14 protein-coding genes and 1 pseudogene are annotated in these 14,491 nt (G+C 69.6%); 14 read left to right on the top strand and 1 reads right to left on the bottom strand.

Annotated elements, in window-relative coordinates; translation table 11 throughout:
- Positions 1-139 precede the first annotated feature (139 nt).
- The 11 genes and pseudogenes from ltrA to GA0070620_RS00635 all read left to right on the top strand — a co-directional run bounded on the left by ltrA (position 140) and on the right by GA0070620_RS00635 (position 10,903).
- The gene (gene ltrA, locus GA0070620_RS00690) at positions 140-1,612 is read left to right on the top strand and encodes a group II intron reverse transcriptase/maturase (RefSeq protein ID WP_231921848.1); all 1,473 of its coding nucleotides are present in this window, start codon (positions 140-142) and stop codon (positions 1,610-1,612) included.
- 111 nt (positions 1,613-1,723) lie between these two features.
- Positions 1,724-2,170, top strand: a pseudogene (locus GA0070620_RS00685) (type VI secretion protein); the annotation flags it as partial.
- 203 nt (positions 2,171-2,373) lie between these two features.
- On the top strand, positions 2,374-3,228 hold the full coding sequence (locus GA0070620_RS00680) for a replication-relaxation family protein (RefSeq protein ID WP_091587480.1): 855 nt from the start codon (positions 2,374-2,376) through the stop codon (positions 3,226-3,228).
- Between the two features lie 305 nt (positions 3,229-3,533).
- Positions 3,534-4,223 carry a hypothetical protein gene (locus GA0070620_RS00675; protein WP_091587477.1) on the top strand — a complete coding sequence of 230 codons (690 nt, stop codon included), beginning with the start codon at positions 3,534-3,536 and terminating at the stop codon, positions 4,221-4,223.
- Positions 4,224-4,423: 200 nt separating this feature from the next.
- Positions 4,424-5,719, top strand: coding sequence for a hypothetical protein (locus GA0070620_RS00670; RefSeq protein ID WP_091587475.1), 1,296 nt, complete (start codon positions 4,424-4,426; stop codon positions 5,717-5,719).
- Between the two features lie 359 nt (positions 5,720-6,078).
- Positions 6,079-7,068, top strand: coding sequence for a DUF932 domain-containing protein (locus GA0070620_RS00660; protein WP_091587470.1), 990 nt, complete (start codon positions 6,079-6,081; stop codon positions 7,066-7,068).
- A 91-nt stretch (positions 7,069-7,159) separates the two neighbouring features.
- Positions 7,160-7,582 (top strand): hypothetical protein, encoded by a 423-nt coding sequence (locus GA0070620_RS00655; RefSeq protein ID WP_091587467.1) that lies wholly within the window; start codon positions 7,160-7,162, stop codon positions 7,580-7,582.
- Positions 7,579-8,013: a hypothetical protein gene (locus GA0070620_RS00650; protein ID WP_091587465.1), complete on the top strand. Its 435-nt coding sequence runs from the start codon at positions 7,579-7,581 to the stop codon at positions 8,011-8,013. Before GA0070620_RS00655 ends, GA0070620_RS00650 begins: the two co-directional genes overlap by 4 nt.
- A 93-nt stretch (positions 8,014-8,106) precedes the next feature.
- On the top strand, positions 8,107-8,451 hold the full coding sequence (locus tag GA0070620_RS00645; protein ID WP_091587463.1) for a hypothetical protein: 345 nt from the start codon (positions 8,107-8,109) through the stop codon (positions 8,449-8,451).
- A 512-nt stretch (positions 8,452-8,963) separates the two neighbouring features.
- The gene (locus GA0070620_RS00640; protein ID WP_091587460.1) at positions 8,964-9,992 is read left to right on the top strand and encodes a C40 family peptidase; all 1,029 of its coding nucleotides are present in this window, start codon (positions 8,964-8,966) and stop codon (positions 9,990-9,992) included.
- A 131-nt stretch (positions 9,993-10,123) separates the two neighbouring features.
- Positions 10,124-10,903: a transposase family protein gene (locus GA0070620_RS00635; RefSeq protein WP_091587259.1), complete on the top strand. Its 780-nt coding sequence runs from the start codon at positions 10,124-10,126 to the stop codon at positions 10,901-10,903.
- A 182-nt stretch (positions 10,904-11,085) separates the two neighbouring features.
- Here the strand turns inward: GA0070620_RS00635 and GA0070620_RS00630 are convergent, their stop codons facing one another.
- A complete protein-coding gene (locus tag GA0070620_RS00630; protein ID WP_091587457.1) occupies positions 11,086-11,679 on the bottom strand; it encodes a hypothetical protein in 594 nt (197 codons plus the stop codon).
- Positions 11,680-11,880: 201 nt separating this feature from the next.
- On the opposite strand from GA0070620_RS00630, the gene GA0070620_RS00625 reads away from it, so the two are divergent.
- The 3 genes from GA0070620_RS00625 to GA0070620_RS00615 all read left to right on the top strand — a co-directional run bounded on the left by GA0070620_RS00625 (position 11,881) and on the right by GA0070620_RS00615 (position 14,393).
- Entirely contained in the window at positions 11,881-12,765 is an 885-nt protein-coding gene (locus GA0070620_RS00625; RefSeq protein WP_091587453.1) for a TIGR03619 family F420-dependent LLM class oxidoreductase, read from the top strand.
- Positions 12,766-12,879: 114 nt separating this feature from the next.
- Positions 12,880-13,332: an MmcQ/YjbR family DNA-binding protein gene (locus tag GA0070620_RS00620; protein WP_091587451.1), complete on the top strand. Its 453-nt coding sequence runs from the start codon at positions 12,880-12,882 to the stop codon at positions 13,330-13,332.
- A 207-nt stretch (positions 13,333-13,539) separates the two neighbouring features.
- A protein-coding gene (locus tag GA0070620_RS00615; protein WP_157741483.1) for an IS5 family transposase occupies positions 13,540-14,393 on the top strand; the annotation gives its coding sequence in 2 pieces (ribosomal slippage) (positions 13,540-13,930 and positions 13,930-14,393; 855 coding nt in all).
- Positions 14,394-14,491 lie beyond the last annotated feature (98 nt).

Below are 14,491 nucleotides of genomic sequence, written 5' to 3'. Positions count from 1 at the left end.
GGCCGGACGTCCAGTCCGGTCGAGGGCAGGACCGTTGTCGTCTGACGGCCACGGGATGGGACGGAGGACCCGTAGTAGTCCGAGCGCGGGAAAGCCGCGTACATGGCGAAGGGGTCCAGCAAGTCAAGCAGTCGAAGATGTGGAATACCTGGAGGCATCGGTGAATACCGACGAATCGGCCCTGACTCTGCTTACCGCGGAGCGCCGGGTACAGGAGATCCAAGCCAAGCTGCACCGTTGGGCAACCGACGATCCTCGCAAGAAGTTCTGTGATCTGTTCAATCTCGTCACCGACCCGGCCTTCCTCATGGTGGCCTGGGATCGGGTGCGGGGTAACAAGGGCGCCAAGACCGCCGGGGTGGACGGCCATACCGCCGTGTCCATTCAGGTCGGGGTTGGAGTTGAGCGGTTCCTCGCCGAGCTTCGCAGCTCGGTGAAGGACCGCAGCTTCCAACCCTTACCGGTGCGTGAGCGGATGATCCCGAAGGCCGGCGGTAAGCTGCGCCGGCTCGGGATCGCCACGATCGCCGACCGGGTGGTCCAGGCGTCCTTGAAGCTGGTGTTGGAGCCGATTTTCGAGGCGGACTTCCTCCCGTGTTCCTACGGGTTCCGCCCCGGACGCCGGGCTCACGACGCGGTGGCCGAGGTGCAGTTCCTCACGACCAGTCAGCGCAGGTTCGACTGGGTGGTCGAGGGCGACATCAAGGCGTGTTTCGACGAGATCTCGCATCCGGCCCTCATGGACCGGGTGCGGGCACGGATCGGAGACAACCGGGTCTTGGCCCTGGTGAAGGCGTTCCTGAAGGCGGGCATCCTCACCGAGGAACGCGCCTTGCGGAAGACCGACGCCGGTACCCCACAGGGGTCGATCCTGTCCCCGCTGCTGAGTAACGTCGCCTTGTCGGTGCTGGACGAGTACATCGCCCACGCACCGGGTGGGCCGGGCATCAGCGCGCATTTCAGGGCGAAGCGACGTTCGCAAGGTCTGCCGAACTACCGCCTTGTGCGGTACGCGGACGACTGGTGCCTGATGATTACGGGCACCCGCGACGACGCCGAAGCCTTGCGGGATGAGATCGCCGAGGTCTTGGCCACGATGGGCCTACGCCTGTCACCGGACAAGACCTTGATCACCCACATTGACGAGGGGTTGAACTTTCTCGGCTGGCGCATCCAGCGCCACACCAAGAAGGGGACCAACCAGCGCTACGTCTACACCTACCCGGCGAAGAAGGCGCTCGCCAACATCACCGGGAAGATCAAGACGTTGTGTCGACAGACCACGAGCCAGGACCTGGCCGACCTGCTGCTCCCGCTGAATCGGGTGGTGCAGGGCTGGTGCACCTACTTCCGTCCCGGGGTGTCCTTCAAGACGTTCCAGTACCTACGCGCTTTCGTCTGGAAGCACGTATGGTCCTGGATCCGTCGTAAGCACCCCAAGACCAACTGGAAGGAACTCCGCCGTCGCTACTGCGGCGGCGGCTGGTGGCCCAGCAGTGACGGAGTCCGGCTGTTCGATCCCGGCAAGGTGCGTACCTACAGCTACCGATACCGGGGAGCAGCCATCCCGACTCCGTGGACCAGTCCGACGACGAGGACCGCGCTGCCCTGACGGGACTTGCGGAGAGCCGGATGCGTTGAGAGGCGCACGTCCGGTTCGGGAAGCGGTCAGGGAAAACCCACCGGTGGAAACACCGGCAGGGCGTCCCTGGCCGACTTTCACCAGAACTTCCTGACACTGCCGGGCAGCGTCGGGGACATGCTGGCCGAGGCGCGCGGGTTCCGGCTGGGCCTGGTGCTCGCCCATCAGGACCTGGCGCAGCTCCCGAAGGACATCGCCGCGGCGGTGTCGGCCAACGCCCGCTCGAAGCTGTTCTTCACCGTCGACCCCGCCGACGCGCGCGAGCTGTCCCGGCACACCAAACCGGAGCTCGACGAGCACGACCTGGCCCACCTGGACGTCTACACCGCCGCCGCCCGGCTGCTGGTGGGCAACCGGGAACTCCCGTCGTTCACCTTCACCACCAACCCGCCGGTCGCCGTCGTCGGCGAGGCGACCGCCATCCGCCAGCACTGCGCCACCGCGCACCGCCGCACCGACGACGAGCCGCCGCTGCAGCAGCTCGCCCGCACCGCCATGAAACGGCGGACCGCCCGACAGGAGCGTTGAGCACCCCTGCCCACCCCGGGGAGAGAGAGTCCCGGTAGGGAGTCGGGATTAGTCGATCTTGCACTGCGGTCGCCGTCAGGCCGGATCTTCCCAGGTCAAGCACCTGACAGACCCGGCTGCGTGGGCTCGTTTGGGGGCTCGTTTCGGCGACACCCCCAAACGAGCCCCCCATGCCGCCCCCGAACGAGCCCCGAAAGGCACCCATGCCTCCACCGCGCCCCGATGGCCTGCTGGCCATCTACCCCCACATCACCGACCGCGACCGCCACCTCCTACACCTCCTCGACGAGCATCACGTGCTGACCACCGACCAGATCCACCGTCTGCTGTTCACCGCCCGGCGCACCTGCCAGGTCCGCCTCGGTGAACTGCGCGAGCTGGGCCTGCTGGACCGGTTCCGATTCGCCCGCACCGGCGGCGGCAACCACCCCTGGCACTGGACGCTCGGCCACCACGGCCAGCGGTTCCAGGCCGCCGTGCACGACCGTCCCGAACCCACCGCCCGGGCAAGCCGCCACCGCGTGCAACGACTCTCCGCGAATCCGCACCTGAGCCACCTGGTCACGGTCAACGAGTTCTTCGTCCGGCTCCGCGCGCACACCCGACGGCATCCGCATGCCCGGCTGGACCGGTGGTGGTCGGAGACGACCACCACGAAGCAGTTCCGCACCATCACCGCCGACGGCCACGGCCTGTGGAGCCTCGACGAGACCACCGTCGGGTTCTGGTTGGAGGCCGACACCGGCACCGAACCGCTCGGCAGGCTGCTCGCCAAACTCGACCGCTACGCCACCCTGGCCCGCCGCGTCGGCGTCCGGTATCCGGTGCTGTTCTGGCTCGGCAGCGCCCCCCGGGAGGAACACCTGCACCGGATGCTGCGCGGCCAGCACGGTGAGGTCACCGTCGCCACCGCCACCCACGACACGAACCCGGCCGACGCGGTATGGCTGCCGATCGGCGCGACCAGCCGCGTCGGGATCGCCGACCTGGTCGCCGACCACGGTCAGCCGGTGGCCGACAACCCCAACTTCGACGACGACGGCCTCTTCGTCGCCTGACAGACCCTGACAGGCGCGCCACCGCACCAGTCCGCCCAGGTCACGGGCATGACCGGATTTCCTGACAGGGGCGGTGCTGTCAGGTCACGCGGCTACGGTGCAGCTTCTTCTTTCTTCCCGCACCACCGCCCGTCTGGCATCCCGGACCTGCCCGCGCCCGCGGGATCACCCCAGCCCACCGTCTTGGTCGGCCCGTGATTCCCGCCCGCGCCACACCGGCAGCACTCCCGGTCCAGACGCCGCGACCCGGTGACATCACCGCACACCCACCCGAGCCCACACCTTCGTGAAGGGAGCACCCCGCCATGCCCACACCCACCGGCTACGCCGACCTGGTCGTCACCGTCTGCTTCGCCCCCGGCGACGACGCTGACTGGTTCGCCGCCAGCGAGAAGGTCAACGACCTCCTGGAGGCCAACGGCACTCCGGCCCGCCGCTACCGCGTCCGCCACCGACGCCTCATCGGCTGGCTCACCCGATTCATCGGCTACTACCTGCTCGACGCCGCCCGCCGCTTCGGCGCCATCACCGTCGCCGCCGGAGGCCGCAAGAGCCGCCTCGATCTCACCGGCACCGCCGCCACCGCCGCCCACGACGCGACCCTGCGCTGGCGCGCCTGGAACACCCACATCGCCGCCCGAACCCTGCCGGCCCGACCGTGGGAGGACTTCCTCGCCCAGCACCACGCCGCCCCGGCCACCGTCACGGTGGCCGAGGCTCGCCGCCGTTTCGAGCAGCAGCCCCGCGTCCTGGCGATGCTCGCCCACCACTTCGACCCGTACGAGCTGTCGGTCTACCAGGCCGGCGAGGCCACCTACGCCGGCCTGCACTGGCGCGCCGCCCTGATCGGCGACGCGCTGATCACCACCGACGGCCGCCTGCTCACCCCCGCCGGCGACTCCGTCGCCGACCGGTTCCGCTTCCTCAACGAGGCCTGCGCCTACGTGCGCAGCCTCCACCGCCGTGCCCGTCTGTGCGCGGTCGCTATCGCCTGACCCCGCATCCGACAACACGACAGTTCAGCCGCCGGCGGGGGCTTCCCCGACGCCGCCACGGTCACCGGGCCGACACCCACGTCACGGCGGCGGGCCGCACGACGCGCCCTCCGCCATGACGGCTGTCCACGACCCGGCGCACAAGCCCCCGACACAGCGCCGTGCCGGGGCATCAACCCACCAGTTCCCAGGGAGGGAACATGCCGTACGACCCGTCCACCATGACGCCCGGCACCCGGGCCGTCCTCGACGCCCTGGTCGCGCTCGGCCAGGGCACCGCCGCCGAGCTCAGCGAACGCTCGGGCAAGGCCCGCTCCACCACCGACCGGGCGATCAAGACCCTCGCCGACGCCGCCCTGATCGTCGCGGTCGACACCGACGCGGACACCACCGACGGCACCCTCACCCGGTGGGCCCCCTCGCAGCGCGTCGCGGCCGAAACCCAGGAGCGCGACATCAGCAGCGACGCCGAACCCGGCGCCGACGAGCCGGCCGGCGCTGACGACGACACCGGCGAAACTGACGCGTCTGGCACCGACCGGGCTGAGGCCGGCCACGCCGACGACGACGCCGGCAGCGACCACACGCCGCCCGGCGGCGAGCCGAGCGGAACCGACGTCGACCCGCACCCGGCCGAGGTCGGCGAGGGTGATGCCGACAACCACGACCCGGGCACCGTCGCCACCGACGACACCAGCGACGCGGACAACGACTCCGACGGCTCGGACGCCGGGGACCGGGTCACCGTGGTCCAGCCCAGCCGCCCCGGCGACCGCAAAGTCATGACGATCAAGGCGGTGCTCAGCGAACACGGCGACGACGGTGCGACCATCAGCGAAATCGTGGCCGAAAGCGGCATCGGTGAGACCACCGCCTCCCGGCTGCTGACCGCGATGGAACAGGCCGACGCCGCGCGCCTGCTGCCCGGGGTGCCGCGGCGGTGGATCGCCGGCCCCACCAAGGCCAGCGAGGTCGACCCGAACCCGGCGCCGCCCCGCTGCCCGCTGTGCCTGCAGGTGGTCAAGGGCCTGTCCGCGTCGCCCGACGCGCTCGCCCAGGTGCAGCCCCTCGTCCGCCCGGACGCGACACTGCACATCGTCGCCTCAGACGGCACGGTCCACACCGTGGCTCTGCCCACGCGGCCGCCCACCCGCACACACGGTATGTCGTCCGCCGGGACGCCCCGCACGGACGCCACGGTCAACACCGACGGCAGCCAGCCGTTCGCCAGAGGCGAGCTGGAACGGCTGACGTTCGAAACGCTCACGGCCAACCCGGGGCGGACGATGACGCCGCAGGAGATCGCCGTCGCGATCAGCACCCGGCTCGGAGGCCGGGCAGTCAGCTCGGGGGCGGTGCGCAACAACTGCGGCAAGCTCGGTGCCGCCGGCCACATCGTCATGGTCTCCGAGTCGCCGTGGGCGTTCCAGTACCCCGCCCAGCCCGACGACGACGCGACGGACCAGTCCGCCCGGGCCATTGCCGAACGATCCTGACGGCGGCTGCGCAGTCGGGCGACACCCGCAACCGTCCCGCGGAACCTGGCCGCCGATGCCTGACCGGCCACTCCTCAGTCAACGCTCGTCACGGAGAGGCCGGCCCAACGCCCCGCGCATGCCTACCTGATGCGCCGGGGAGATGAGCGCCCGCTCGACGGCCGCCACCTGGACGTGCATCGCGCTCTCTCTGAACGATGCGGCCGACGGCCGCATCGTCCGCGTCGACCGGACGCCCATGACGATCGCACCTCGGCGCGAGCCGACCCGCGACGCCGGGCAGCAGTAACCCATCCCCATCCCTTGTCGGGGGTCGAGCCGGACGGCTCGGCCCCCGCCGCATATTGAAAGGACAAGCTGTGCCACACGAACTGGAAACCTTCGCCAACGGCCAGACCGCCTTCGCCAGCGCCCGCCTGTCAGCCTGGCACCAACTAGGCACCGTCACCCAGAACACGATGAGCGCCCAGGAGATCATGGGCGCCGCCCTGCTCGGCAACTGGGGAGTACGCACCATCCGCGTCCAGGGCATCGACGACGTGGACGGCGTCGAGGTTCCCATCCCCGCCGACGACAAGCGCATGACCGTACGCCGCAACCCGGTCACCGGTGCGACCGAGTACCTCGGTGTCGTCGGAACCGACTACACCGTGGTCCAGAACGAACAGTGCGCCGACATGCTCGACCGGCTCGTGGACCAGGTTGGCGGCGCCCACTTCGAAACCGCCGGCAGCCTGCGAAACGGCAAGAGCGTGTTCGTCACGCTCAAACTCCCCGACTCCATGGAGATCGCCGGAGTCGACCGGATGGACCTCTACCTGATCGGGACGACCTCCCACGACGGCACCGCCGCCCTGCGCGTGGACGCCAGCCCCATCCGCGTGGTGTGTGCAAATACGCAGCGTGCGGCCTTCGCCCACGCCGTGGGCCACTACACGTTCCGGCACACCAGCAACGTCGGCTCCCAGATCGCCCAGGCCCGCGAGGCGCTGGGCCTGATCTGGACGTACATGGACACCTTCGAAAAGGCCGCCGAGCGGATGCTGCAGACCGAGATGACCATGCGCGAGTTCGAGAACGTGGTCGCGCAGGTGTGGCCGGTCAAGGACAACGCCTCGGAGAAGACCCGCAACAACGCCAAGGAGCGCCTCGGCACCCTCAAGTACCTGATCACCGAGGCCGACACCCAACGCGCCATCGCGGGCACCCGCTGGGCCGGATACCAGGCCATCACCGAGTACCTCGACCACTACCAGCAGGCCAAGGACGCCACCACCCGCGCCAACCGCGTCGTCACCGGCAAGACCGGCGACCTGAAGGTGGCCGCCTTCCACCTGCTGACGGTCTGACCGTCCCCCACTCCCAGGCCGGGGCAGCGGACGCGCGCCCGCTGCCCCGGCCAGCCCGAACGGAGCAACCACCCATGACCCACGCACCCGGATGCCACCCGCAACGCAGCAGCCGCCGACGACCGGCCACCTGCACCACCCACGCGACCCGCGGCAAACCGTCTGCGGCCTGCCCGCCGACACCATCACCCGGTGGGAAAACGAGGACCCGCCGCGCGCCGAACGCACCTGCGAGGACTGCCTGACCCTGCTGCCCGACGCGGCCCGGCCCGACGACTACACCCACCCACCCGGCGACGCGACGCTGCTCGAATCGCTGCGACGCATCGTCGCCGCACGACAGCACGCCAAGGTCGACGGCGTGCTGGTAGACCTGTGGTCAGCCAGCGCCACCTGCGCCATCTGGGACCACCTCACCGACGAGCACCGGCAGCGGCTGCTGACCCTGCCGTCGCACGAGCTGATCCTGCGCTGCGTCGCGATCTACACCCGGGTCACCGGCGGCGGCCGATGACCGAACCCCACCCACAGTGGTTCCACTTCGGGCCGTGGATCTTCGCCGTCGACACGGCGCTCGCGCTGATCACCGCCGCACGGCGCGACACCCGGCCGCTGGACGTGGCGGCTTGGGCGCAGGCATGCGGGCTTTCCCACCTCGACAACACGAACGCCCGCACGATCAGCCTCGTCGGCGCGACCCGCGACGGCCTGGACCGCTCCTACGCGACGGCCACCGACCTGACCACACCCGTGATCATCGCGCAGCTGCTCATCAGCGGGTCACCATCGCCGCTGCTCATCGACGGCATCCACCGGCTCTACCGCGCCTGGCGCGGCGGCCTGCCGCAGCTGCCCGCCTACCTGCTCACCGTCGAGGAGACCCGCCAGGTCCAGCGCGACGTGCGCCTCGGACCCGGCCGGACCCGGCTCAGCCCGCCGTCCTGACCCGGGCCGCACCCTTCCCACCCGCGTACGCCTCGGGGCCGCCCCCGCCGGCGGCCCCGAGGCGTACGCGCCTCACGCTGCAAGGAGGCCGGCATGGCCTACACGGCGCCGTGGCAGCGGCTCTGTGACTGCCGCTGCCCACAGCACCACGGCTACCCGCGCACGACCTACCACGACGACCGCTGCGCCTGCGCGATCACCTGCGCCACACAGCCCACAACGCTGATCATCGAACAGTGGGACTGCGCCCTGTTCCTCGACCACCGCGCAGACCTCTGGTTCGTCAACCGCCTCCCCGGCGGCCAATGGGACTGGCCCAACGCCGACCACATCCACGCACACCACGACCTCTACGCCGCCAGCCTCCTCATCGAGCGGCAGCTACACCAGGCCATCGCCATCCTGCAAAGCCCGCCGCAGGAGCGTGGCCAGGCGTAGTCGCTCCACACCCCGCCCCCTGATGGGCCTGTTGGGCCGCCCGCGAGGGCGGCCCACGACCCTTTTTGCGTTCCACGACCCGACTCAGCCAAAGGCGCGTCCCTCACCGACCGGAACGCCCACGAGAGCAGGCCGACTGCACCTGCCCCATCCACCACAGCCGGCCGCGATCCACCAACCACCCCCGACTGCCACTGACTCGGCACCAGCGCCCGTCAGCCGACGAACCGGCTCACCCGCAGGTCCGCGGCGCACTTGTTCCTCGACTATTACGGGGCGCCGCGGTTCGTACCCCGGTCTCGAAGGCGGCCACTGCGCCTCGCGCTACGTCACCCCTACCGACCTCGGCCACCCGTCGCGCGCCACCCAAACACCGAACTCCTCCGGTGACCCACACGGAGCTTGGCCCGCTGCTTTACCGCCGATAGCCGAGCTCTTCGCCCTCGCCCTAGCGGCCGCCAGGTCCTACACGAAGACCCGGCCCCTCCTCGTTCTCATCGAAAGGCATTGCCATGACCAAAGCCGTCATCGGCGTCGTCACCATCGTCATCATCGGCTGCCTCGGCCTGCCGATGCTGCTGCTGTCCTCCATCCTGGGTGGCGGCGCCGGCGGGTGCAGCGCCGCCGCGCCCGCGCTCCGACCCGCCGGTCAGCCACCCGGCAACGGCGCCTGGGACACCGAACAGATCGCGATCGCCGCGACCATCATCGACGTCGGCGTCGCCAAGGGCGTACCCCGCTGGGGATGGGTCATCGCCCTCGCCACCGCCATGCAGGAATCCGGCCTGCGCAACCTGCCGCACCTCGGCGACAGCAACGACCACGACTCCATCGGGGTGTTCCAGCAGCGGCCGAGTCAGGGCTGGGGCACCGTCGCGCAGCTGTCGAAGCCGCAGTACCAGGCCAGGACGTTCTTCGACAGGCTGCTGACCGTCACCGGCTGGGAAACCATGCCCCTCACCCAGGCCGCGCAGGCAGTCCAGCGCTCGGCCTTCCCCGACGCTTACGCCAGGTGGACCGACGACGCCGTCGAACTCGTCGACCAGCTGACCAACACCCTGACCGACTGCACCACCAGCTCACTCGCCGCCCTGCCGGACGGATTCAGCCTCCCCGCCAACACCCCGCCGCAGGTCACCACCGCGATCCTCTGGGCGCTCGGACAGCTCGGCACGCCGTACCGCTTCGGAGGGTCATGCACCGACCCGCACTCGGGCGACCCCGACAAGCAATGCGACTGCTCCTCCCTCATGCAGCAGGCATACCGGGCCGCCGGGATCTCCCTCCCCCGCGTCACCACCGAGCAGGCCGAGGTCGGCGAGCCCGTGCCCGGTCCGGCGCTCCTGCTACCCGGCGACCTCATCCTTATCCCCGGCAGTGAGGGCACCATGTCCAACCCGCGCCACGTCGGCATGTACCTCGGCCAAGGACTCATCATCCACGCGCCAAAGACCGGAGACGTCGTCAAGATCACCCACCTGGGCGATTGGGTTCACAAGATCGCGGCGATCCGCCGCGTCGCGACCGCACTGGATCCTTGACCATAGTGAGCCCTTTTCATCGTGATCGTGCTGGTCACGGCGGGTGTGGGTAACCCGGAGATCGATGAGGGCGAGGCTCCAGGTAAGACAGCAGTCGACCAAGATCCGATGCCCCGACCGGGAGCCTCGCCGTGCTGTCTTACCCCGCCACGATTCCGCTGTCCAGTCGAACCCTGAGCCACCTCGCCGAGTGCATCCGCGGCCACCGTCGGCAGCGTCGATCCCGGTGGCGGCGTCTGGACCCCGGTCGGCAAGCCCTGCTCACCCTCGCCCACCTGCGCAACGGCGACACCTACACCCGCCTCGCAGCCGGGTTCGGCATTGGCGTCACCACCGCCTGGCGCTACGTCCGCGAAGCTGTCGACCTGCTCGCCGCAGCGGCCGACGATCTGGCTACCGCGATGGAGCGCATCCGCAAGCTGGCATACGCGATCCTCGACGGCACGCTGATCCCGATCGACCGGGTCGCCGATCAGAGGCCCTACTACTCCGGGAAGCACAAGCGGCACGGCGTGAACGTGCAGGTCATCGCGGACGCTGCGGGTCGCCTGGTCTGGGCATCGGCTGCGCTGCCCGGCGCCATTCATGACCTGAGCGCCGCCCGTGTTCACGGCATCATCGACGCGCTGAGCAGCGCGGACGTGATGACGTTCGCGGACAAGGGCTACCAAGGAGCCGGCGGGAGCGTGCGCACGCCGTTCAAGCGCCACCGCTACCGGCCGAAGCTGTCCCGCCGGCAGGAGGCCGTCAACCGCGCACATGCCCGTGTCCGCGCCCGCGGCGAGCGCGCCATCGCCACGCTCAAGACCTGGAAGCTCCTGACCAAGCTGCGCTGCTGTCCCCGCCGCGCGACCGCGATCGTGCAGGCCATCCTCGTCCTGCACCGCGTCGAGACCAGCCCCTACTCATGATGAAAAGGGCTCAGTGATGATCTCAACCAGCGGGTTGCGGCTAGCGACCCATTTGTGTCGCATTCCGCTTCCGGGGGCGACCACCGGACCCCACGGTTTAGTGGGGGCTGTTCGGGAGGCGCGGCGGGCCTGCCGACTGGCTGCGGCGCGACGCTCGCGGGGCGGACCAATGAACCGAATTCCTACGATTGCTGGGCGGTCGGCGGGGTGGTGAGGAGATCGCGGCGTTCGGTGGCGGTCGTGGCGAGTCGCTCCCGGGCGCTGGCGGCCCGCTGGTTCAGTCGGCGCCGCACATCGTCGACCAGCGTGACGCAGCGGGCCGCGTGTGCCGCGGCGTGTCGGATCTGGCCGCGGACCGCCACGTCGGCCAGAACGCTTTCGAGCCACACGCCGGCGAGCCGGGTCAGGCAGTCGAAGCTCAGCTGCGACGCGATCACCGGCCGGCCCGGCACGTCGGCGAGCGCGGTGCGCAGCACGGCCAGGTTACGGTCGGCGCGGGCGGCCAGGGCCGCCGTCTCGTCAAGTCGCGAATGCATGACCGCGCTGCCTCCCAGCGCGCCGCCTAGGGAAACGTCGTAGTCGGACCAGGTGGCGGCACTGCGCAGCCTCTCTCGCAGCGCGGCCAGGTCGTCGGCCACTGCGTCCGCAGCCCGGGCCGCTTCGGCGATCTCGCGTAGCTCGCCGTCGAGCCGGCCGCGCTCATCGGCTAGCTCCAGCAGCCGCGCCGAGCGCGGGTCGCCCGACCCGGCCAGGAACCTCTCCTTCTCGTTGAGCATCGCGCGTACCTAGTGCTCTGACCGGGAAGGTTCACCGGCTTACAGAGTTCCGGCGTTGGTCGGCGAGCACCACACGGAGTGACAGATGATCCGCAGGATCCCGGCCCGGGATGAAATAGAGGCGGTGCGGGAGTTGGGTGTGGCGACAGGGCGGCCGATGATCGCCGTGTCGCCATCGGACTGCCGTCGAAAGGCAACCTCATGCCCTTGCTGCGCCTCGGTATTTCCCTTCAACCGCGCTGGCCGCTCGATGACGGAGCCAGCGTGCTCCGCGCCGCACAGCACGCTGAAGACTTGGGCTTCGATCACGTCGCGGTTGGCAACCGCCTCCTGGATAGCGGCTTCGGCCTCGACACGGACCCGCTTGTTCTGCTGTCGGCCGTCGCAGGGGCGACTACGCGCCTGCGGCTGCTGACATCCGTACTCGTCGCGCCGTACTACCCGGCGCTGGTGCTCGCCAACCAGGCGGCCACCCTGGATGTCGTGTCCGGCGGCCGCTTCGTCCTGGGCGTCGGCACCGGCTGGAATCCTGACGAATTCCATGCCGTCGGTGTACCCATCCGTGAACGCGGTGCACGCACCGACGACCACCTCGCCGCTGCCAAGGCCCTGTGGGCCCGGCGACCCGCAGACTTCGACGGGCCGTTCACGACACTGCACGCCGCTCACTTGGGAGTGCCTCCGATCACCGTCGGCGGTCCGCCCGTGTGGGTCGGCGGCCACAGCGACGCTGCCCTGCGCCGTGCGCTGCGTTTCGGCGACGGCTGGTACGGCACAGGCGCCGACGCCGCAGAGGTCACCGACGTCCGGCGCCGTCTGCGTGACCTCGCCGGCGCAGAAATCGCTGACCGGCTGACGCTCGCGTCAGCTGCATTCCTCACTCCGCCCGGGCTCCCCGCAGCGGTCCCCCCACCGGGACGGCCGCTCGGTGGCACTACACCCACTGCAGCGAGCGTCGCCGACGACCTCGGGCGGCTCGCCGAGGCAGGGCTCACCGCTTGCACCCTGTGGCTGCCTGTCGCGGCTGAACATGTCGAGAAGGCTATGGAGTGGGTCGCAGCCGAGGTGGCACCGCGACTGACCTGACGCCGGGGCTGGGAAGACCGTCAGGTTGATCAAGCTGCCGCTTCGAGGGGGCGTCGAAGCTGCGGCGAGCGACCGGTGCGCGAAGTTCGCTGACGACCCATTACTGTCGGGCCTATGTCCGCTCCTGGAGACGTGCCACCGGAGATCCTGGACCAACTGCGACCGATCTGCCGACGGCTGCCCGAGGCGTACGAGGAACCGGCCTGGATCGGCGTTCGTTGGCGGATCCGCAAGCGGACATTCGTCCACGTCTACACGCCGCGTCAGGAACGTCATTGGGCGTACGCCCGGCATCCGATCGCCGGCGAGCCGCCGACCCTGATGACGTTTCGCGCGCCCGCCAACGAACTGCTCGGCCTGACCGCGAACGGCTTCCCCTTCTTCCGCGCCGAATGGGGCCGTAACGTCGCCGGCGCCCTGCTCGGTGACCACACCGACTGGACCGAGATCGCCGAACTGATCACCGACAGCTACTGCGAGATGGCTCCGAAGTTCCTCGTCACCCGGGTCGCTCCCCCCTCCCCCGAGCATCTGATCCGCAGCGCCCCGTCGACCCACGTCGGCTGAGGCCGCCATCGGCGGCGGATACCGACATTGGATCACAGGTACGGAGACGTCCTTCGCCAACGGGCGCAGCACTGAAATCGAGGAAATCGTCCTGCGCCTCGATGGGCCCGTAACCGCGCCTCTCGATGCGTCGAGCGGGAAGAAGTAGACGCACTGATCTCGGCTACTTAGAACTCCTAACAGAATGATCTAGGGGTCTTGTCCTTGATGGACGATCGACTAGAGTGCTCCGCCGTGAGGAGGGGTGAACAGCCGCCGTGGATTGTCTCGGACGAGTTGTGGGCGGAGATCGATCCGCTGCTGCCGCCCCGTCCACCGCGCAGGCACCGGTTCCCGGGCCGTAAGCCCCTCGATGATCGCAAGGTGTTGTGCGGGATCTTGTTCGTGCTCTACACCGGGATCCCGTGGGAGTACCTGCCCCAGGAACTCGGCTTCGGGTCGGGGATGACCTGTTGGCGCCGGTTGCGGGACTGGAACGACGCCGGCGTGTGGCAGCGACTACACGAGGTCCTGCTCGGCAAACTACGGGCCGCGGACCAGCTGGACATGTCCCGGGCGGTGATCGACGGCTCCCACGTTCGGGCGCTCAAGGGCGGCCCAAAACCGGTCCGAGCCCGGTCGACCGCCGCCGCTCGGGCTCGAAACACCACGTCATCACCGACGCGGGCGGCATCCCCCTCGCCGTCAGCCTGACCGGCGGCAACCGGCACGACGTCACCCAACTGATGCCCCTGGTCGACAAGATCCCACCCATCAGAGGCATCCGCGGTCGACCCCGACAACGACCGAAGCGGCTCTACGCCGACCGCGGCTACGACTACGACTGCTACCGCCGAGACCTGCGAGCCAAGGGCATCACCCCGGTCATCGCCCGACGCGGCGGCGATCACGGATCCGGCCTCGGCACCCGACGGTGGGTCATCGAGCAGACCATCGCCCTGCTGCACTGGTTCCGTCGCCTACGCATCCGCTGGGAGGTCCGCGACGACATCCACGAAGCCTTCCTCACCCTCGCCTGCGCCATCATCTGCTGGCGACGACTCCAACGCTCAAAGAGTTAGGAGCTCTTAGAGACTTGGTCCAGGATCGGTGTCCGGCCAGACTCGGTCCAGGTGCCCGGCGAGACGCTCCCACATTGCGGCTGCCCACCGGTGTCATT

Origin of the sequence: Micromonospora krabiensis (assembly GCF_900091425.1) — a bacterium.
In the GTDB taxonomy this organism is placed as follows: Bacteria; Actinomycetota; Actinomycetes; order Mycobacteriales; family Micromonosporaceae; genus Micromonospora; species Micromonospora krabiensis.
This window is presented reverse-complemented; position numbering and strand designations above follow the sequence as displayed.

Coding starts and splice junctions, on each gene's coding strand:
- GA0070620_RS00680 (WP_091587480.1), top strand. CDS start 2,374: ATGCCTCCACCGCGCCCCGATGGCCTGCTGGCCATCTACCCCCACATC.
- GA0070620_RS00675 (WP_091587477.1), top strand. CDS start 3,534: ATGCCCACACCCACCGGCTACGCCGACCTGGTCGTCACCGTCTGCTTC.
- GA0070620_RS00670 (WP_091587475.1), top strand. CDS start 4,424: ATGCCGTACGACCCGTCCACCATGACGCCCGGCACCCGGGCCGTCCTC.
- GA0070620_RS00655 (WP_091587467.1), top strand. CDS start 7,160: ATGCCACCCGCAACGCAGCAGCCGCCGACGACCGGCCACCTGCACCAC.
- GA0070620_RS00650 (WP_091587465.1), top strand. CDS start 7,579: ATGACCGAACCCCACCCACAGTGGTTCCACTTCGGGCCGTGGATCTTC.
- GA0070620_RS00645 (WP_091587463.1), top strand. CDS start 8,107: ATGGCCTACACGGCGCCGTGGCAGCGGCTCTGTGACTGCCGCTGCCCA.
- GA0070620_RS00640 (WP_091587460.1), top strand. CDS start 8,964: ATGACCAAAGCCGTCATCGGCGTCGTCACCATCGTCATCATCGGCTGC.
- GA0070620_RS00630 (WP_091587457.1), bottom strand. CDS start 11,679: ATGCTCAACGAGAAGGAGAGGTTCCTGGCCGGGTCGGGCGACCCGCGC.
- GA0070620_RS00625 (WP_091587453.1), top strand. CDS start 11,881: ATGCCCTTGCTGCGCCTCGGTATTTCCCTTCAACCGCGCTGGCCGCTC.
- GA0070620_RS00620 (WP_091587451.1), top strand. CDS start 12,880: ATGTCCGCTCCTGGAGACGTGCCACCGGAGATCCTGGACCAACTGCGA.